20 protein-coding genes, 1 tRNA gene and 1 riboswitch are annotated in these 19980 nt (G+C 41.9%); of the genes, 5 read left to right on the top strand and 16 right to left on the bottom strand.

Annotation, left to right across the window (positions count from 1 at the left end):
* Positions 1-9 precede the first annotated feature (9 nt).
* From IT970_RS02030 to IT970_RS01995, 8 genes are all read right to left on the bottom strand, one after another.
* Entirely contained in the window at positions 10-765 is a 756-nt protein-coding gene (locus IT970_RS02030; protein WP_196857565.1) for a HesA/MoeB/ThiF family protein, read from the bottom strand.
* Positions 762-2291: a thiamine phosphate synthase gene (gene thiE, locus IT970_RS02025; RefSeq protein ID WP_075594337.1), complete on the bottom strand. Its 1530-nt coding sequence runs from the start codon at positions 2289-2291 to the stop codon at positions 762-764. The genes IT970_RS02030 and thiE overlap by 4 nt, the downstream gene beginning before the upstream one ends.
* Before the next feature lie 13 nt (positions 2292-2304).
* Positions 2305-3087, bottom strand: a complete 783-nt coding sequence (locus tag IT970_RS02020) for a thiazole synthase (RefSeq protein WP_075594336.1) — start codon at positions 3085-3087, stop codon at positions 2305-2307.
* Position 3088: 1 nt separating this feature from the next.
* Positions 3089-3286, bottom strand: a complete 198-nt coding sequence (gene thiS / locus IT970_RS02015) for a sulfur carrier protein ThiS (RefSeq protein ID WP_036971421.1) — start codon at positions 3284-3286, stop codon at positions 3089-3091.
* 9 nt (positions 3287-3295) lie between these two features.
* Positions 3296-4300 (bottom strand): FAD-dependent oxidoreductase, encoded by a 1005-nt coding sequence (locus IT970_RS02010; protein WP_180311337.1) that lies wholly within the window; start codon positions 4298-4300, stop codon positions 3296-3298.
* Positions 4301-4375: 75 nt separating this feature from the next.
* Positions 4376-6328: a phosphomethylpyrimidine synthase ThiC gene (gene thiC / locus IT970_RS02005; RefSeq protein ID WP_036971427.1), complete on the bottom strand. Its 1953-nt coding sequence runs from the start codon at positions 6326-6328 to the stop codon at positions 4376-4378.
* 150 nt (positions 6329-6478) lie between these two features.
* Positions 6479-6580, bottom strand: a riboswitch (TPP riboswitch).
* An 85-nt stretch (positions 6581-6665) separates the two neighbouring features.
* Positions 6666-7070 carry an META domain-containing protein gene (locus IT970_RS02000; RefSeq protein WP_075594334.1) on the bottom strand — a complete coding sequence of 135 codons (405 nt, stop codon included), beginning with the start codon at positions 7068-7070 and terminating at the stop codon, positions 6666-6668.
* Positions 7071-7194: 124 nt separating this feature from the next.
* Positions 7195-7584, bottom strand: a complete 390-nt coding sequence (locus IT970_RS01995; protein ID WP_036971432.1) for an acyl-CoA thioesterase — start codon at positions 7582-7584, stop codon at positions 7195-7197.
* A 151-nt stretch (positions 7585-7735) separates the two neighbouring features.
* Between IT970_RS01995 and IT970_RS01990 the strand changes: the two genes are divergently transcribed.
* Positions 7736-9835, top strand: a complete 2100-nt coding sequence (locus IT970_RS01990) for a TonB-dependent receptor (RefSeq protein ID WP_036971435.1) — start codon at positions 7736-7738, stop codon at positions 9833-9835.
* Positions 9836-9981: 146 nt separating this feature from the next.
* Here IT970_RS01990 and epmA read toward each other — a convergent pair whose 3' ends face one another.
* Together epmA and efp are read right to left on the bottom strand one after the other, a co-directional pair.
* Entirely contained in the window at positions 9982-10956 is a 975-nt protein-coding gene (gene epmA / locus IT970_RS01985; protein WP_036971439.1) for an elongation factor P--(R)-beta-lysine ligase, read from the bottom strand.
* Positions 10957-11019: 63 nt separating this feature from the next.
* Positions 11020-11586, bottom strand: a complete 567-nt coding sequence (gene efp / locus IT970_RS01980; RefSeq protein WP_036971443.1) for an elongation factor P — start codon at positions 11584-11586, stop codon at positions 11020-11022.
* Between the two features lie 41 nt (positions 11587-11627).
* Between efp and epmB the strand changes: the two genes are divergently transcribed.
* Positions 11628-12641 carry an EF-P beta-lysylation protein EpmB gene (gene epmB, locus IT970_RS01975; protein ID WP_036971447.1) on the top strand — a complete coding sequence of 338 codons (1014 nt, stop codon included), beginning with the start codon at positions 11628-11630 and terminating at the stop codon, positions 12639-12641.
* 3 nt (positions 12642-12644) lie between these two features.
* Here epmB and IT970_RS01970 read toward each other — a convergent pair whose 3' ends face one another.
* Positions 12645-12857 carry a hypothetical protein gene (locus IT970_RS01970; RefSeq protein WP_054554124.1) on the bottom strand — a complete coding sequence of 71 codons (213 nt, stop codon included), beginning with the start codon at positions 12855-12857 and terminating at the stop codon, positions 12645-12647.
* 72 nt (positions 12858-12929) lie between these two features.
* On the opposite strand from IT970_RS01970, the gene IT970_RS01965 reads away from it, so the two are divergent.
* Complete coding sequence (locus tag IT970_RS01965; RefSeq protein ID WP_065978238.1) at positions 12930-13220, top strand: prephenate dehydrogenase; 291 nt, start codon at positions 12930-12932, stop codon at positions 13218-13220.
* A gap of 150 nt (positions 13221-13370) precedes the next feature.
* On the opposite strand, the gene IT970_RS01960 is transcribed toward IT970_RS01965, so the two are convergent.
* Positions 13371-13874: a DUF3016 domain-containing protein gene (locus tag IT970_RS01960; RefSeq protein WP_036971457.1), complete on the bottom strand. Its 504-nt coding sequence runs from the start codon at positions 13872-13874 to the stop codon at positions 13371-13373.
* 298 nt (positions 13875-14172) lie between these two features.
* On the bottom strand, positions 14173-14676 hold the full coding sequence (locus IT970_RS01955) for a DUF3016 domain-containing protein (protein WP_036971460.1): 504 nt from the start codon (positions 14674-14676) through the stop codon (positions 14173-14175).
* A 231-nt stretch (positions 14677-14907) separates the two neighbouring features.
* Here IT970_RS01955 and galE point away from each other — a divergent pair, with 231 nt between their 5' ends.
* A complete protein-coding gene (gene galE, locus IT970_RS01950) occupies positions 14908-15921 on the top strand; it encodes a UDP-glucose 4-epimerase GalE (protein WP_036971461.1) in 1014 nt (337 codons plus the stop codon).
* A gap of 442 nt (positions 15922-16363) precedes the next feature.
* Here the strand turns inward: galE and IT970_RS01945 are convergent.
* Positions 16364-16440: transfer RNA gene (locus IT970_RS01945), tRNA-Ile, on the bottom strand.
* A 273-nt stretch (positions 16441-16713) separates the two neighbouring features.
* On the opposite strand from IT970_RS01945, the gene hemN reads away from it, so the two are divergent.
* Positions 16714-18087 carry an oxygen-independent coproporphyrinogen III oxidase gene (gene hemN / locus IT970_RS01940; protein ID WP_065978239.1) on the top strand — a complete coding sequence of 458 codons (1374 nt, stop codon included), beginning with the start codon at positions 16714-16716 and terminating at the stop codon, positions 18085-18087.
* A 62-nt stretch (positions 18088-18149) separates the two neighbouring features.
* On the opposite strand, the gene IT970_RS01935 is transcribed toward hemN, so the two are convergent.
* Together IT970_RS01935 and yihI are read right to left on the bottom strand one after the other, a co-directional pair.
* On the bottom strand, positions 18150-18665 hold the full coding sequence (locus tag IT970_RS01935) for a DUF2489 domain-containing protein (RefSeq protein ID WP_036971469.1): 516 nt from the start codon (positions 18663-18665) through the stop codon (positions 18150-18152).
* Complete coding sequence (gene yihI, locus IT970_RS01930; protein WP_036971473.1) at positions 18662-19264, bottom strand: Der GTPase-activating protein YihI; 603 nt, start codon at positions 19262-19264, stop codon at positions 18662-18664. Before yihI ends, IT970_RS01935 begins: the two co-directional genes overlap by 4 nt.
* Positions 19265-19980 lie beyond the last annotated feature (716 nt).

Genomic DNA, 19980 nt, shown 5'->3' with positions numbered 1-19980 from the left:
AAGCAGGCTTCAAGCCTGCTTTTTGCATTCTGCGCATTCGCTATCTTTGTGAGGTGTAAAACGTAGCTGCTGTAAAGTCAGCCCATCAAATTGAATAAACTCGCTGCCTGTTTTATGGCCTAACAGTATATTAACCGCCAGTAAGCTTTGCATACTGCCCATAACTCCCAGTAATGGGCTTATTACACCCGCGTTATCACAATTTAATACTGGTTGATCATCAGTTTGCGGGAATACGCAGCCATAACAGGGGCTGTCGGAATTGCGAAAGTCAAAGCACATTAGTTGCCCTTGTGTGGCAATCGCAGCAGCTGAAATGAGCGGGATTGTGTGCGCTAAACAATAGCGATTAATTAAGTAACGAGTGGCAAAGTTATCACTGCAATCGAGTACGATGTCGGCCCCTTGTAAAACGTCTGCAAGGTTTTTTTCATCAAGTCTTTGGCAAATGGGCTCAATACTAATTTGGTTATTTAAGCTTGCTAACACTTTCGAGGCTGCCTGTGTTTTTGCTTGCCCTAAGTGATTAACTTTATACAAAATTTGTCGCTGTAAATTTGAAAGCTCGACATTGTCGTTATCAACCAACGTGAGCTTACCCACCCCAGCCGCAGCTAAATAAAGTAGCGCAGGTGAGCCAAGCCCACCAGCACCTACTACCGCAATATGTGCGGCCTTTAATATTTGCTGCCCCTCCAATCCCACTTCTTTAAGCATTAAGTGGCGGCTGTAACGTATGCGCTCTTTATCGCTTAACGCACTCATGCTTCTGAGTCGCCTTCAACACATTGTTTGAGTTTAGCAATCGCTGCGGGGTAATCTTCAGCTTCGGTAATTGCTCGCACCACAGCCACACTGCCTACCCCGGTATTTGCCACTTGCTCTGCACGTGACACATCAATGCCACCAATCGCAACTGTTGGGTAGTCGGCCATTAATGGGACAAATTTTTCAAGCTTTTCTAGGCCTTGAATTTGCCCTGTCATGTCTTTTGTGGTGGTTGGGTAAATTGCACCAAATGCCATGTAGCTCGGGCGATAATTATGGGCGCGCAGCATTTCATAAAAACCATGGGTCGAGACGCCTAAACGCAAGCCAGCCTCTTTTATAGCAATTAAATTAGCCGTTTGTAGGTCTTCTTGGCCTAAATGAACTCCATAAGCACCGTGCTTAATCGCCAGTTGCCAATAGTCATTAATATACACCTGCGCATCGTATTTTTGACCAAGCATAACAGCACTGGCAATGGCCTCATCTAGCGTTGCATCATCTGTATTTTTGATTCGTAGCTGTACGGTTTTAACGCCTTCAGCTAAACACTTTTCTAACCAATCAACACTGTCGACCACTGCATATAAGCCGAGCTTTTTAGACTGACACTCAGCAAAACCAGCCGCCATAGTAAAATTGCTAGGGTGATCAAAGTCGAGTTCATCACCAAGCCAACTCCCCGCTTCAATCACTTGTGGGTAATCTGCTAAATTAACCGGAAAATGAGTGTGTGCAACAGGGCCAATTCCTTCACCGTAACGCACTGCCGCTTTTAAACCTTGGTTTATATACGCTTTTGCGAGAATAAATGCGTCTTTCAGTGGATAACGCTTTGCTAGGCAAGCAGCAATCACTGAGGCCATACTACACCCGGTGCCATGGCTATGCGGTGTTTGAATTTTTTCATTTCCAAGCCAGTATTCGTGTGTATCTTGCAGGCAGTAATCGATGCAATAACCACTTGGGTAGTCCCAATGACCACCTTTGATGATGACCGATTTTGCGCCATAACTTTGCAGCTTTTGCGCAGCTTCTTTTACTGCACTTGGGCCAATTAAATACACTCCGGTCAGTAACTGCGTTTCGTGAGTATTGGGTGTAACAACATCTACCCACGGTAATAAACACTCTTTAATTGCACTCACGGTATCTTCTTCTGTGAGTAAATCGCCACTGGAAGCTATCGCCACAGGGTCATAGACAACCAAAGGCGGCACTTCCCAGGTGTTTTTATAATGTTTTAAATGTTCACTTATTAACTGAATTTGCTGCACATTCGCCAACATGCCGATTTTTATCACTGTGGCGGGCATATCGGTTACTAAAGCTTGTAATTGAGATTCAATCACCTCCGTTGAAATGGGATTTAAGGCCTCAACACCTAAACTATTTTGTGCTGTTAAAGCTGTGATCACGGTGCAGCAATGCACTGAAAAGCTTTGCATCGCTTTAATATCAGCTTGAATTCCAGCCCCGCCGCCGGAATCAGATCCCGCTATGCTCCATACAACCTGATTCATGTTTTCCTCTTCTTTAATTTTGATGCCAAAATGGCATGCCCATAGTAGGTGTTGATGGGCTGGCTACGTCTTTTTCGGGCATCGCTTTGGCTAAATAGCTGTATCTGCCTGCCTCAACGGCACTGCGAAATGCATGGCTCATTGTAACTGGGCACCCAGCTCCAGCGATTGCCGAATTTAATAATACCGCATCATACCCTAATTCAAGGGCTTGGCAGGCATGCGAAGGTAACCCTAATCCAGCATCAACGATTAAGGTATGACTAGGTAAACGCTCTCGGATCATTCTTAGGTTATAGGGGTTCAGTAACCCTTTACCTGTTCCAATAGGCGCACCCCAAGGCATCAGCACTTCACAGCCTAAATCAGCAAGACGCTGGCATAACACTAAGTCATCGGTGCAGTAAGGCAGTACTTTAAAGCCCTCATCTAATAGTATTTTTGTTGCTTCGAGTAACGCAAAAGGATCGGGCTGCAAATTATATTCATCACCAATCAGCTCAAGCTTGATCCAATCAGTGGCAAAAACCTCACGGCACATTTGAGCCAGAGTAACTGCCTCTTTCACACTGTGACACCCTGCTGTATTTGGGAGCACTTTAAGCCCGGTGTTTTTTATTAACTGCCAAAAATCATCGCCGGCTTGCGCACTTTGTTGACGCCTTAATGACACGGTAACAATGTCAGCCCCAGAGGCCACAATTGATTCTGTCATTATACTGGGCGAAGGATACAATGCAGAACCAATGAGTAAGCGGCTGCGTATTTGTTCACCATAAATAGTAAAACTATCCATGCTAACCTCCTTGAATGGGTGACAAAAGCTCAATGCTGTCACCCTCGTTAAGAGTTTTTATTTCGCATTGGCTGCGTGGTACAAAGTCGCCGTTTACAGCCACAGCAAATGGCGGCCTAGCCCCATAGTTTGCCAACGCCTCGCTAAGCGATATTTGCTCAGCCACAACAGCTGATTGGCCATTTATTACTATTTTCATTATGACCCCCTAAGTCATTAAGCTAATTGCTTCATCGACAACATAAGGCGCTAACAAATAACCATGACGATACAAGCCATTAAGGCTTATAACTCTCCCTTCTCGGGTCACCTGTGGACGGTTATCTGCAAATGCAGGACGAAGCCCTGATTGCAAACTTTCAATACGCGCTTCAGCAAAACCACTGTGAACCGTATAAGCCGCCGACAATAACTCAAGTGCTGAGCGCACGGTGACTTTACCTGTGTCGTGCGATTCAATTTCAGTCGCGCCAATCACAAACTGATGATTCAGTTTAGGTGCAATATAAATGGGGTAGCGCGGATGCATAAGGCGTACTGGCCGAGACAGGTTTACTTCTGGTGCATATAAGCGTGCCACTTCCCCCCTCACACCACGAAGGCTAGGTAAAGCTGTTTTTGCCCCTAATCCCCGACAATCAAAAACAAAGTCATAACTTTGTCCATTCACCTTATGACCTGTTAAAGTAATGTGTGAGTGCCAATTAAAGCTGACTTGACGAGCAACTAATTGGTTATAGCTCGCAGCATAGAAGGCTTGGTTATCGAGCTGGCCTTCGCAAGGTAAATACACCCCTTGGTGAAAGCGTCCAGCAAGCTCAGGCTCAAGATCTGCTATTTGCGCGCTGCTCACTGTGTCAGCTGTATGCTCGGCTAATGGTTTTAAGCGGCTAATAAAACTGTGTAAATCGCCTTTATCTTGCTGATGAGCAACCACCAAACTGCCCGCTTGCTGAAAATACACAGACTCATCCAGTTCACTAATAATCTGCTGCCAGCGTTGAATGCTCGCCAGCCCCTGCAGCGCTATATCTTGCTCACATAATACCGACTCAGCCAGCGGTGCGAGCATAGCCGCCGCAACATTTCCGGCACTGTTTGCTGCGTGTTGATCATCTTGCTCATACACGCTGACTTGATGCACTTTAGAGAGTGCTAAAGCAGTAAGTCGTCCTGTTAAACCAAATCCCAAAATTGCTATTTTTAAAGACATAAACGTTCTAGGTGCTAGATAATTCGCGCGAGATAATCATTCTAGCGCCTCGTTTTCTAGCACCTAGCTCCTTGGTTAAATTGCTTTATGATAAATTTCAGAACCCGTTTTTTTGAACTCGTCGGATTTCGCTTTCATCTCTGCTTCAACATCGACCATCTTAATTTCGATAGCATCGCCTACATTGTTAGGGTCGATACCTCGCGCTTCTAGATCTTTCGCGTAATCACGTACTTCTTGGGTTATTTTCATCGAGCAGAATTTAGGACCGCACATAGAGCAAAAATGGGCTATTTTGCCAGACTCTTGTGGCAGAGTTTCATCATGATACTCACGGGCACGTTCAGGGTCTAAACCTAGGTTAAATTGGTCGTGCCAACGGAACTCGAAGCGCGCCTTCGATAACGCGTTATCACGCTCTTGTGCCCCTGGATGACCTTTGGCTAAATCGGCTGCGTGTGCGGCAATTTTGTAGGTGATGAGACCTTCCTTTACATCTTCTTTATTCGGTAAGCCTAAGTGCTCTTTAGGGGTGACATAACACAACATGGCACAGCCATACCACGCAATTTGTGCAGCCCCAATACCCGAGGTGAAATGGTCGTAACCCGGTGCAATATCAGTCGTTAATGGGCCAAGCGTATAAAAAGGTGCTTCTTCACAATGCTTTAGTTGCTCTTCCATGTTTTCTTTAATCATATGCATTGGCACATGACCTGGGCCTTCAATAAACACTTGTACATCATGCTTCCATGCAAGCTTAGTCAGCTCACCTAGTGTACGTAATTCGCTAAACTGTGCTTCGTCGTTGGCATCGGCAATTGAACCTGGACGCAAACCATCGCCCAATGAAAAACACACATCATATTGTTTTAAAATTTCACAAATTTCTTCAAAGTGCGTGTATAAGAAGTTTTCTTTGTGATGTGCTAAACACCACTTTGCCATGATTGAGCCGCCGCGCGATACAATACCCGTGACACGCTTTGCAGTCATTGGCACATAACGAAGTAACACACCAGCATGGATAGTAAAATAGTCGACACCTTGCTCCGCTTGTTCAATCAAAGTATCGCGGAAAATCTCCCAAGTGAGGTCTTCGGCAACCCCATTTACTTTTTCAAGTGCTTGATAGATTGGTACGGTACCAATTGGCACGGGTGAATTACGTACGACCCATTCACGGGTTTCATGAATATAACGACCCGTTGATAAGTCCATCACCGTATCTGCGCCCCAACGAGTCGACCAAACCATTTTTTCGACCTCTTCTTCAATAGACGAAGTGACCGATGAATTACCAATATTCGCGTTCACTTTTACAAGGAAATTACGGCCAATGATCATTGGTTCGGTTTCAGGGTGGTTAATATTGTTAGGTAACACGGCTCTGCCACGGGCAATTTCATCGCGCACAAATTCAGGGGTTATAAAATCGGGGATACTGGCTCCGAATGACTCTCCCTTATGCTGTGCAGCAAGGAGCTCTTCACGAATTTTTGCACGGCCCATATTTTCACGAATAGCCACGTATTCCATTTCAGGCGTTACAATGCCTTGGCGTGCATAATGCATTTGCGTCACATTTTTACCTGCTTTCGCACGGCGTATTTTTGGGAGGTGCTCAAAGCGAATATGGTCTAAACCTTCGTCAGCCATTCGTTGCTGCGAAAACTGCGAGGTAACTGAATCAAGAATTTCCGTGTCACCACGTTTTTCTATCCACTGTTCGCGGTACTTTTCTAGCCCTTTGCGCACGTCGAGTTTAAAATCAGGATCGGTATATGGACCCGATGTATCATACACACGAATTGGCGCATTCGGCTCGAACACGGGGTTTTCTTCGGTTCCACCTATAAAGGTATCACTGAGGGTTATTTCGCGCATTCCGACACGCACGTTTTCTTGCGTGCCTTCAACATATACTTTGTGCGAATTAGGGAAAGGTTGCCCTGTTAAGTTATAAATATAATCAGATGCAGCCGCACGAATTTCGCGGCGAGACGGTTTAGTTGTAGTGTTTGACATGACTTACCTCATTGCTTTAAGGATTGTCTTGTCAGATATTGCAGGTGCAATAGAGAGTGGCAAACGCCATTGGATCGTTAGTAAGTTATTTCACTTACAATTGCAGCCTAAGCTTAGCAACTTATGCCCCATTTTTTGGCGCACAAGCGCCCTATGAGGCAGCTTGTTCCCTACGCAGGTGTTAGCCTGATCAGGTTCACGGATCCCGCTTTCGCGATCTCAGCCTTATTAAAGGCACTCCGACAAGTATAAATTCGTTGTTTTATAAAAACGTAATCAGTGTACGTTAGTTAAAAATTCGCTGCAAGCGCTTTAGTTTTAATACTAATTCGCCTTATTAGGGAGCCGTATTAATGAAAGTAAAATGGTGCGCCCCTTGCAAAGTAAGCTGCTCGCCATTTAGCGAAATGACCGCGCCTTGTTTTAGCGTCGACAGCAGTTTCTTTTCAAGTTCATCAAGTTGATCACCGCACGATTTACGTGTCATACCTAGCTTTTTCACTGTTAAGGTATCTTCAACAAGCTGACCTTCACCAAAAAACTTGTTACATCCAGCAAACCCATTAACTTGCATCGCTTCAATAAAACGCATTGACGCTTTTTGCGATACGCTAATGGCTAACCCGTTAACTTTTGATAATTGCCACTGTGTATATTTTAATTGCTCACTGGTGACCTTCCCTGTCGATGAGCAGCCCATGCAAAATAGTACAAAAAGAATAGGCAAGGCTACTAACTTCATATTTTTTTACGACCAAAATTTCAATGCGATAATAATAACAACATTTAACGACTTTGATCGTTAAAAAAACATGTTTTATCTGTAAAAAAATGTTCTAAGCTAGCTCTTAATAGAACAACGGGCGTTATTTAAATAAGTTATCGACTTCTTCTGGTAAAAAAGGACGCCCTTTTTCATTGACAGAGGTGCCGATTACTAAGGCGCTTAGCATCACTTTATCATCATGTTTACGGTAAACGGTCTGCTTAAAAGCAAACTTTAAACGACTCACTCTCTGCGGCTCAACGGCCACATAAAACTCATCGCCCGGCACTAAAGATGCTTTGTAATCCATTTCACTGCGAAGCACCACTAGGTTAATTTTTTCTCGCGCAAGCTTTGCAAAGTCGACCCCTTTAGCATGTAGGAACTCATGGCGGGCATGCTCTAAGTAATTAAAGTAAACACTGTTATTAACAATTCCTTGCAGATCGCATTCATAGTCTCGCACTTTAAAGTCAACTTTAAAGGTCATAGTCGTATTCCTAATCAATTTACGTATAATTGCCTGCGTTTATATCATAAATACCTAAACAAGCTAAAGATTCACTTTTTTTAGGTATAAATACTCATTTGGCCAGTAGGCTTGCTAGAATAGCAGTCCCTAAAATGGAGTTAAGAACCGCATGAAACGACGTTTATCATTATTATCAGCTGCTATTTTGCCATTATTTGCAGCTTCATCGATTGCTTACGCTGAAGACACAGAGCTTGAAACTATTTTAGTTACGGGCGATTTCAAAAAAGAAAGTATTCAAACGTTAAGTGCCAGCGCAAGCCTTTTTTCAGACCATGAAATTAATCAGCGTGGAGCGAAATTTTTAGATGAAATGCTAGCCAGTGCAGCCAATGTAAACTTTACATCGGGTGCATCACGCGGTCGTTTTGTGCAAATTCGTGGTGTGGGTTTACGCTCACAATTTGTTGATCCCATTAATCCATCTGTTGGCTTAGTGATTGACGGCATAAACTACTCTGGTCTAGGGGGAAGCTCACTGTTATTTGATATAGACCAAGTAGAAATATACCGTGGCCCACAGGGGACACGTTTTGGTGCAGATGCATTAGCAGGCATGATTCAAATGGAATCAGCTGCGCCAACGCTCAATCCGAGTGTAAAAGTGCAACTCGGTGCAGGTAATTATAATAGCTACGAAGCAGGCATCGCAGCAGGTACAGGTATTACTGACGATACAAGCGTACGCGCAAGTCTTTATCAACGCGAGTCTGATGGCTATGTTGAAAATATATATTTAAATAAAGATACGCAACAGCAAGATGAACTTGTTTCTCGCTTTAAACTGCACAGCCAACTTACAAATAACTTACGCACAGAACTAAGTGTGCATTATATCGATATTAATAATGGCTATGATGCTTTCACCCTTGATAACAGCCGCTACAGTGTAGCTGATGAGCCTGGTGAAGATAATCAAGAAAGCATTGCGGTGGGTCTGGCAAATATTTATACCGGTTTTGATTGGTTTGATGTCAGTCTGAACGTATCTGGCATCGACAGCGAACTGTTATACAGCTATGACGAAGACTGGGTTTGTAACGATGAAACACAGCCACAATTGTGTGCAGCTGGCTTACATGAATGGGGCTACAGCTCAACAGACGCCTATTTACGAGACCGTAAAGACCATGCAGCAGAACTCCAATTTAACGGTAAATCTGGCGACTGGGTGGCGGGTATTTATTACCAAGGACGCGAAGTTGACTTAGAACGCCAATATACATGGTTGGCACACCCTTTTGCATCAAATTATGAAACAACTAACCTTGCAGCATATGGCCAGCTAACAACGCCTATTGGCCCTAAAACAACCTTAATCACAGGATTGCGTGTAGAACAATATAAAGGTGATTACATTGACAACAATGGTTTTATTGAAGAAACCGATGATGTGATGGTCGGTGGTAAACTTGCTCTTGAATATCAAGTCATTGACCGCACTATGATTTACACCAGTATAACTCGTGGCTACAAAGCTGGCGGTATTAACTCTGAGGCGTTAGCAAAAGCGAAAGATGAAGGCTTAAATCTTGACGCTGACTTTTTTGCTAACCACACCTCATTTGCCCCTGAATACCTTTGGAGTGGTGAGTTTGGTGTGAAAGGCAGCTCACTTGACGATAAATTCGTACTGCGCTTGGCAGCATTTTACATGTACCGTGAAGATATGCAGTTGAAATCATGGCAAGTCGAAGGGCAAAAGTTCACGGGTTATATTGATAACGCAAGCTCTGGTGAAAACTACGGGTTAGAAATAGAAGGCAGCTACCAAGCAACCGAGAATTTATTACTTACTGGGAGTGCGGGCTATTTAAATACTGAAATTAATGACTTTGTAGCCCAATCAGGCCTTGATCAAGATGGCCGCGACCAAGCACAAGCACCGAAGTATCAATATGCATTTACGGCACGCTATAACTTTACCCCTGCACTATATGCATCGATTGGTGTTGAAGGCAAAGATGATTATTACTTCTCAGATAGCCATAACTCAAAAGCACCGAGCTCTAACTTAGTGAACGCATCGTTAGGTTATGAAAGTGAAAACTGGAGCATCAATGCCTGGGCACGAAACTTATTTGATGAAGATGTACCAACCCGTGGTTTTGAGTTTGGTAACGACCCACTGGATGGTTACACCACTCACACATACACACAATTGGGTGAACCGATGGTGGCCGGTGTGACATTTATTTACGAACTGTAAGTCGTGAAGGCGCTGGTTTTAACCAGCGCTTATTATCACCTGATTTTCGCGGATGAATCTGCTTCTACATAATCATGTAACAAGGGGTTCAACCGCGAATATCACGACTCAATGAATTATTCGGTGTGAGTTAAAGGTTCCTGCATTTAAGCTCGTTCCACATCAAAGGTGATCACGTCTTTAATCTTTTGCTTGTTCGTTGCAAGCATAATTAAACGGTCAACCCCCAGCGCCACACCTGCACATTGTGGTAAGCCATGCTCAAGCGCTGCAATCAAGCGCGTATCCATCGGTACCTGTTTTAAACCATTTGCTTGGCGATATTGATTATCTTCATTAAAACGCGCGGCTTGCTCTTTTCCATCGGTAAGTTCATTGAAACCGTTAGCCAACTCCATATTTTTGAAATACAGCTCAAAACGCCCAGCAACGCGATTGTCATGCTGACAAATTTGCGCAAGTGCCGCTTGCGAAGCTGGAAAATGGTAAACAAAACATGGCTTTTCTTGGCCGATAGTTGGCTCAACCTTCATGCAAAATAACAGCTGCAACAACGTATCGCGATGCGTTTCATGCGCGGCAATATCAGCAAACCCTTGTTCGCTTGCTACGTGCTGTAACGTACTCATGTCAGCAGTTAATGGATCTATACCTAATGCATTTATAAACGCATGTTGGTAAGTTAAACGCTCAGCCGCGTCAACACCCAGTACAAGCTGCATAAGCTCGTCCATTTCATCCATAAGCGCAAATTCGTCGAAACCTGGGCGATACCATTCAAGCATGGTAAATTCAGGGTTATGATGACTACCCGCTTCTTCGTTGCGATACGCTTTACACAATTGAAAGATAGCACCCGATCCTGCCGCCAATAATCGTTTCATCGCAAACTCAGGCGAGGTTTGTAAATATAACGGCAAACCACCTGCATGACCTGGGCCCACAAACTCGGTACTAAAACTGGCTAGGTGTACATCGGTAACACTGGCCGCACTAAGAGTCGGTGTTTCAACTTCCATCACCTCACGCTCATAGAAAAATTCGCGAATACGGCGAATGATCGCAGCTCGCTCGCGTAAAGTAGCAATATCAGCGCTTGGTTGCCAAACAGCAGTGGACATACAGTCTCCAAAAAAAATCCCAGCAGAAGCTGGGATTTTATCAATTAAACTTTTTAAAGCCTATTACTTAACGCGGCTTACGTACTCACCGCTGCGAGTATCAACTTTGATCACTTCGCCAATTTGTACAAATAGAGGAACGCGTACAACCGCACCCGTGCTTAATGTTGCTGGTTTACCGCCCGTACCGGCTGTGTCACCTTTAAGACCTGGATCCGTTTCTGTGATTTCTAGTTCAACAAAGTTCGGTGGAGTAACAGCAATTGGGTTACCGTTCCAAAGCGTGATAGTACATACATCGTTTTCAACTAACCATTTAGCATTGTCGCCTAGTGCTTTTTCGTCAGCAGCGATTTGCTCAAATGTTTCGTTGTTCATGAAATGCCAGAATTCACCGTCAGTGTATAGATACGCTAGATCGGTATCCATTACGTCAGCACCTTCTACCGTTTCACCCGACTTAAATGTTTTTTCTAGTACTTTACCTGTGATAAGTTTACGAATACGAACACGGTTAAACGCCTGACCTTTACCTGGCTTTACCATTTCATTTTCTAGGATGCTACAAGGCTCGCCGTCTAACATAATTTTTAGGCCGCCCTTGAACTCATTGGTGCTATAATTCGCCATCGTTTCCTCTGTCTAAATAATTTCGAGTAATCTACGTGTCAATGATACAAAGAAATGAAGTAAATTTGCATAAAAACTGGCAAAAAGAATTAGCAAATGTTGTCACCTGCCCTGAACGTTTGCTAGAAATGCTAGGTTTATCAAGTGTAGTAGACGAAAAAGACCTCCAAGCTCGTAGTCTTTTTCCTGTACGTGTGCCTCTGCCTTTTATCAAAAAAATGCGTTTTGGTGATATAAACGATCCACTTTTGCTACAAGTGATGCCACGTCACCAAGAATTTTTAGCGCAAACAGGCTACGATAAAGACCCGTTAAAAGAGCAAGATAATAACCAGCCGGGGTTATTACATAAGTACCGCTCTCGTGTTTTGGTCATGTTTAAAACCGGCTGTGCCGTGAATTGCCGCTATTGTTTTAGACGCCATTTTCCGTATCAAGAAAACCAATTAAATAAACGCAGCTTAATTGACGCTTTAGCCTACATAAAAGCCGATAAAAATATCAATGAGGTCATTTTAAGTGGTGGCGACCCATTAATGGCCAAAGATGATGCTGTTAACTGGTTTATGGATGAACTTGAACAATTACCACAAATAAAACGTTTGCGTATTCATAGTCGTTTGCCAGTGGTGATCCCAGCAAGAATTACCGATGAGCTGTGCGCACGATTTGCAAGTTCGCCTTTAAAAGTGGTGTTAGTGAATCACATTAATCACGCGAACGAAATTGATGCTGACTTTAAAGCTGCGATGCAAAAATTAAAAGCCGCTAACGTCACGTTATTAAACCAAGCTGTATTATTAAAGGATGTTAACGACTCGAGCCATGCTCAAATAGCCTTGAGTGAAGCATTGTTCGAGGCTGATATCTTACCCTACTACCTACATTTACTTGATAAAGTAGAAGGTGCGAGCCATTTTGATATTACTGAGCAGCGCGCACGCGAAATAGTGGCACACATGCTCGAAGCATTGCCAGGGTTTTTAGTACCCAAACTAGTTCGTGAGATCGGCGGCGAGAAAAGTAAAACGCCTATCGATCTCAACCTGGTTTAATGCTTAAACGTAAACGTTTACGTTATTACCGAGTGTCGCAGTCACCGATTTAGCGGGTGTCTGTGCAGCGCTTGTGTTCATCGCTGCGCCTTCGATAAGTGCAAGTGCCGCAGCACCATCAGCTTTTTGCTGTTTTTTAGCAAGTGATGCGCTGTAAACTTCAGCGCTTTCGCCGCCGCCACTCATCGCCGGTAAGCTTGATCCTGATATATTCATAGTTCACTACCTGACTTTTTATTACAATCCACGTACTATATCGGCATTGCAGTCTAAAGCTTTAGGAAAAAAATGGATTCAATCATTGAACAGCTCAATGCTAACTTAAAAATCGTTTACCGTCAGGCACTTGATGCTGATAAAAAATTAGATGACTTACAGCAGCAAGGGCATGGCAAGTTCAAAGCCTTATTTGCAAAAGATGCCGGCTTTGATTTTGAAGCAAAACGCTTTAAGCCATATGTACTCGACGTTGCAGCCGATGTTGAGAGCCTAAGTAATGATGGCTTAGATGAAGAAAAGCTGAAAAAAACCGTTATTAAACTTCAACAGTTATTACAGCTGTTAGCGACGTTTAAGTAAGCAAATAATTGTAATCGATTAGTTTTAGCTATTTAGCCCTAAAGAGTTATAACTTTTTAGGGCTGTCTATCATCCTAAACATTTTTAAATCTGGTGCAAAAAGCAAGCATTCATAAACACAGTTATAGCGTATTTAACCACACTTTAGACTTATTCACTTAGATTCAAATTAGGCTGTAAATCATCTTCAAACCAGTCTGTAATTAAGCGCTTATCATAATAATAAGCTTCATCACGACCCATTTTGATACGATCCATAAACCGCATATCTTTTAATTTTACATCGTTAGCTTCACTAATAATGTTGCCAGCTTTGTCAGAAACGAAATAATTAAAATCTATGCGTGGAAAATAAATTGATTTAAGTACACGAAACTCATTCACTGTACCTAAATGAACATTACCAGCCAAGTCTAGCTCTGTTACTTCAACATTAAGAATATAGTCTTTAGGAAGTTCTTCCGCTAATTTATTAAAGTGTTTCTCAAAATGCGCAGCAACATCTTGATAATACTGTTCTTTAGGTAACTTATTTCCTGGGCGAACGTCACTATACTTATCGAAGCTATGCCATTTTACTTGCGCCTCACCTGAATAAGCGAACATAGGTAGAAACAAACCCATGGCTAAAAATATTTTATTTATCTTATACATCCTGTTTTCCTTTTGTATTTTATTTTCATCAATGAACACAACTGTGCAGTTATGAAACAGCACTTCCATTAAACTAGTATTTCAATTAATACAACGATAAATATGGTTTAAAAAAACAAACAAAATCAAGACTAAACGCTTTCCATCGTTATTCACTTTTCTGTATCAGTTAAAATTTGCAGGTATAATAAAACCTAAGCAGATAGCTAGAGCTGGGCTAACACAAAACTCGTATTACAATTAAATGTCTTGATTTAAAAAAAGCGCTTCAAAAAAGCGCTTTTTTATATACTCATGTTTACTCTGATAAATTTAGTGTAGGTACTAACTCATTTTCAAACCAATCAGTGATTAATCGCTTATCATGATAATACGCTTCATCGCGACCCATTTTAATGCGATCCATAAAGCCCATATCTTTGAGTTTTACATCACTCGCTTCGCTAACCACCTTGCCGTCTTTATCTGTAACTGAGTAATTAAAATCAATACGCGGAAAATAAATAGGTTTAATGATTCGAAGTTCATTGATACCACCAAACTGGACATCTCCCGCTAAATCAAGGTCAGTTACCTCAACATTAAAAGTGTATCCTTCAGGAAGCTGCTCAGCTAATTTATTAAAATGTTTCTCAAAGTTTTTCGCTACATTTTTATGAAACGCCCCTTTCGGTGAGTTATTTCCTGGGCGCACATCTCTGTAGTCATTAAAATCATGCCACTTTACTTTTGCTTCACCTGCATGAGCAAAAGCAGGTAGAACAACAACCATAGCCAAGGCAATTTTTTTTACTGTATTCATCTTTCTCTCCACGTTACAGGTTGAGCCAATAATTAAAAAACTAGCAGTAGAGAATTAACTATAGCTTAATACTCCCTCACTTTCGTGTTACTAATATGGTACAAAATGTAACCAAAAACAAGCTACCCCGCTTTTGCTTAATTTCCAAAAATAACAATTTATTTATGAAATTTTGCACGGAATATGATGAAATAAGACTAATTCAACCTGGTATTAGTTCATGGAAAATTTATGACCATTTTAGTCACCGGCGGAGCCGGATACATCGGTTCTCACACCGTTTTAGAGTTATTACAGCAAGGCACAGAAGTTGTTGTGCTTGATAACTTAAGCAATTCATCAAATGAGTCGTTGACTCGCGTAAAGCAAATCACAGGTAAAGACGTTACTTTTTATGAAGGCGATATTCTTGATAGAGATTGCCTAGATAACATTTTCCGTGAACATACGATCGATAGCGTCATTCACTTTGCAGGCTTAAAAGCGGTTGGTGAATCGGTTATTAAACCTATTGAGTACTACCAAAACAACGTACAAGGCACGTTAACACTCGTTGATGCAATGCGCGATGCAGGTGTTTTCAAGTTAGTATTTAGCTCGTCTGCTACAGTGTATGGTGACCCAGCCAGCTTGCCTATTCGCGAAGACTTCCCCGTTGGTGGCACAACGAACCCTTATGGCACCTCTAAATTAATGGTAGAGATGATGCTGCAAGATATCGCCAAATCAGACGAGCGCTTTGCATTTGTTATTTTACGTTACTTTAACCCTGTAGGGGCTCACGAATCAGGCTTAATTGGCGAAGACCCGAATGGTATTCCAAATAACTTACTGCCTTATATTTCACAAGTAGCCGTTGGTAAGTTAGAAAAGCTGGGGGTTTTTGGTGATGACTACGACACTGTTGATGGCACAGGTGTGCGCGATTACATCCACGTTGTCGATTTAGCACTTGGCCATTTAAAAGCACTCAACCGCATTAAAAACGATACTGGTGCTCATGTATTTAACCTTGGCACAGGGAATGGTTATTCAGTGCTGCAAATGGTCACAGCCTTTGAAAAAGCCAGTGGTCAGGCTGTGCCCTATCAAATCTCACCTCGTCGAGCAGGTGACATTGCAGCGTGTTACGCAGCGCCAGAGAAAGCGCTTAACGAATTAGGTTGGCGAGCCGAGCGTGGCATCGATGAAATGATGCAAGATACGTGGCGCTGGCAAAGCAACAACCCTAATGGTTACAAATAAGTGAAGTGACTTAATCATACATGTTCAAAAAGCCGATGTTACACATCGGCTTTTTGTATCCACACGCTTAATTAAATAATCTATTTTGAGGCAAGGAAGATACATCAATAACAAGGCTGTATTTTATTTAGTTCAGTTAGGTCATTTTTCCTTTATCACTCACGTTCCGAATCCATGCACTCGTAAATGAGAAACTTCTAACACCCTCAAGGTCGGGGTTAGTCCTTAAAATTAACTAGGTATTATTGCGAGTAGGTGTTAGCTCAATAAGTCATTGTATCTATTAGTTTATATTATAAAAACAATGACGACACTTTCCCAAGAGAGTATGTAAATTATTATTTTTTAATTGAAGAAAAATTTGATGTATCAAAATAAGAGTGGAACAGCTTCGTATAGAATAGCTATCACGCATTGATTTTAAATAACTTGAAAAAGAAAATGGTGGCCCCTCCCAGACTTGAACTGGGGACCTAACGATTATGAGTCGTGTGCTCTAACCAACTGAGCTAAGGGGCCATTGTATTAGCCGAAGCTAATTTATTGTGATGCGTTTAGGATGTTAAGTCTCTAAAGCGGGTTGCAGTATAAAAACTTTTTTTAACCTTGTCACTAGCAAAACTCTTTATTTTAACAATCAGTAAACTAACTGCTCAAATAGTAAACTTTTCGGTTTTTCAGTTACCTTAAAGCATGCTACTTAGTTTGTAGCCTCCGACATTGTTCTAGATCAAATAGCAAAATGCCTAAACTCGCTAAAATGGCCTCTTAATCAATTGCGGAGTGCTGACTGTGATAAATTTACCTAGCTGGGATCAATCTCTGATCAACAAGTACAATATTTCTGGACCACGATATACCTCTTACCCGACGGCATTGTCTCTTGTTGATGGTTACAACCAACAAAGTATGATTGACGCGATTACGGCATCTAAAAGCCGCTCTTTGTCGCTGTATATCCATATCCCTTTTTGCAGCCAGCTTTGTTATTACTGTGGCTGTAATAAGGTTATTACACGTCACCAATCAAAAGCGGATATCTATTTAGATAACTTGGCAATTGAAATTGCTGAACAAGCCACCTTATTTGCTGATTACCATGTTGAACAACTTCATTTAGGCGGCGGAACCCCTACCTTTTTATCTGCGCAGCAAATGAGCCGTTTAATGGCTTTAGTTGAACAACATTTTAATTTTGCCGATGACGCTGAGCGCGGTATCGAAATTGATCCACGTTCGCTGGCGGATGGCATGCTTCCGCACTTGCGCCAACTTGGTTTTAATCGCGTATCGTTTGGTATCCAAGATTTTAACGACGAAGTGCAGCTTGCGGTTAATCGCCCGCAGAGTGTGGACTCTGTAAAAGGTTTAATTAGTGAAGCGCGTGAGCTTGGCTTTAAATCAATAAACGCCGACATGATTTATGGCTTACCGCTACAAACGCCTGAGAGCTTTAAAGAAACGATTGATCAACTTATAGCATTGAATCCTGACCGCGTATCGGTATTTAATTACGCACACTTACCAGAACGATTTGCGGCTCAGCGGAAAATTAAGGATGCGGATTTACCTTCTGCGGGCGATAAGCTCACGATGTTTAAAAATACGCTCGAACAAATGTTAGCGGCTGGCTATCAATTTATTGGTATGGACCACTTTGCTCGTAAGGATAATGAACTCGCTATTGCGCAAAATGAGGGCAAATTACATCGCAATTTTCAAGGCTATACCACGCATGGTCAATGTGATTTACTTGGTTTAGGCGTGTCGTCTATTTCGCAGATTGGTAATGCTATTTTGCAGAATGAAAAAGAACTGAAGCATTATTACAAAGCAGTTCAAGAAAACGCTGGTAGTGCGTTGTGTAAAGGCATTATGCTCACCGATGATGACATTTTACGTGCCGCGGTTATTAAACAGTTAATTTGTCAGTTTGAACTTGATATGACGGCTGTTGAACAGCAATTTAATATCGACTTTAACGAGTATTTTAGTGATGCATTACGTGCACTTGCTCCCCTACTTGCTGATGGCTTAATAAAAGTAAGCGACAATAAAATTACGGTTACAGCGAGAGGCAATTTGTTTATTCGTATTATTTGTATGTGCTTTGATGCGCACTTACAACAACAAATCAAACAAACACGTTTTTCGCGGGTTATTTGATATATCAATCATGCTCATACAAAAAAGCAGAGCTTCAAGGCTCTGCTTTTTTATGTTGAAAGCTAGTTAAATACGACGTTTTCACTGCCTGGTGCGGCTTTAAACTCGTCTATTAACTTAACACAGTCAGCTTTAATTTCATCGCTGTGTTGCTCTTCAGCACGCCAACGCGTGGAATCCATCTTGAAGACCTCTTTTTTTGAGTACTTCTTACGTGCATCATGCGTTGGCATGTCTTTTACGACATTGTACATTTTATAAATGCCAGGATAGCGTTCGCGTAAATCAAACTCTTCTGCGAAACTGTATTGAGAAATAAGAACCCAAATACGTAAGCAACCTTCTGAAAATTCACACTGCTCTTCATTCATTGCACGCGCAATTAAATGAATGCTGTCCGCTAACTTAGCATTTCGAGTCGCTTTTGACGCGGCAAGCTTTTGCTCATGCTCAGCTTGTTTTTTTGCGATAAGCTTATTTTGAGCATTTACCTTGTATAGTAATTGCCCTGCATAAAAAGCCAGTCCTGCGATAATTGCCGCCCCAATAACAATGGCAATAATCAAGGTTGTGCTCATCTATCATCCTCATCTTCGTCATCGTACCATTCATTTGCTAAGTCATCAGATAGGTACTTATCGAAATCAGAGCCGCCTTCAACATCAAAGTCATCTTCAAAGTCGTCTTCGTAGTCATCATCTTCGTCTTCGATTCCTAGCAGCTCACACAATGCTTGGTGACGAGCGATACGGCTATTGAAGTACTTCGCATCTTTGCCAGTCAATAACTCGCCACGCTCATGGCGTTCAACCAACTTTAATAAACGCTCATCATTTTCTAACGCTTCAAGCTCTTGCTCTGGTGTTAGCTCTGGCTCTGACACTTTTTTCAATTCAACCATTGGTTGTAAATTACGTTTCATTTCGACTTTAGGATCAGCCTTGACCGCCACTAATGAAACCGGTTTTTTACTACCAACACGCTTATCTTGCGATTGATTGTTTGTAGCAGCTTTATCACCCTTTTGAGCATCTGGCGCATTACGTGAACCAGGCTTAGCCCCTTTGGTTTTCTTAACTCGCTGCTCTTTTAGTGCGCGCATCTCTCTAAGCTTTTCCTTACTTAGACGTACTGGACCATTTGATGGAATTTTACGCGACTTTTTCTTTCTACTCATATATTGATCATCTCACTTAAGAGGTTGTGCACAACACCTGAATGGCATTGTAATGCTGGCATAACCAGAAGAATTCGGTGTGCGGATGAGGTTGGTCAACTTGACGAACTGCGCACTTTTCATACTTATAGTACAAACGGTGGCTATTGTAACAGGACAAATAAAAAGGCGGTAGAGAAAACATCTCTACCGCCTACTAATCTGAGCGCCAATTAACTGGACACTTCTCCCTTCGACTTTTTAGTCTTTATTATTTTTATTATTATTGTTTTTCCATTTTGTTGTTATTTTTACCTTCCATGTAGCATTCCATTTTGTTTTTATTATTAAACTTCCATGAGCTTTTATTATTCTCGGTCAATCCTGACACTTTTTTGTTATTTCCTTTAGGACACTAATCAGTGTCTTCCCCTAAAGATTTGCCGCAGTCACTTTCCTTATTACATTGTCCATGTTGTTTTGCTGTCTCAGCGACAGTGGTTAATTTACCCATTAATAATTTTGTTACAACTAATTTATATAATTTTTCTTACAACGAAGAGTTTGTAACAATATCATCTTAAATAATAACAGTGACTTACATAAAATGAAGAAATAAAAATAAGACTTAGCTTACAGTTGGATATGGTCAATGTCTCACAAGAAAGTAGGAAATTACGGCATGCTGCAAATGTAAAAAAAGCAGCTTGCGCTGCTTTTTTGTAAACTGTCTAAAT

The sequence above is a fragment of the Pseudoalteromonas sp. A41-2 genome, from assembly GCF_015767615.1.
GTDB classification, from domain to species: domain Bacteria; phylum Pseudomonadota; class Gammaproteobacteria; order Enterobacterales; family Alteromonadaceae; genus Pseudoalteromonas; species Pseudoalteromonas lipolytica.
The sequence above is the reverse complement of the archived record's forward strand: the minus strand, read 5'-3'. Positions and strand labels throughout refer to the sequence as shown.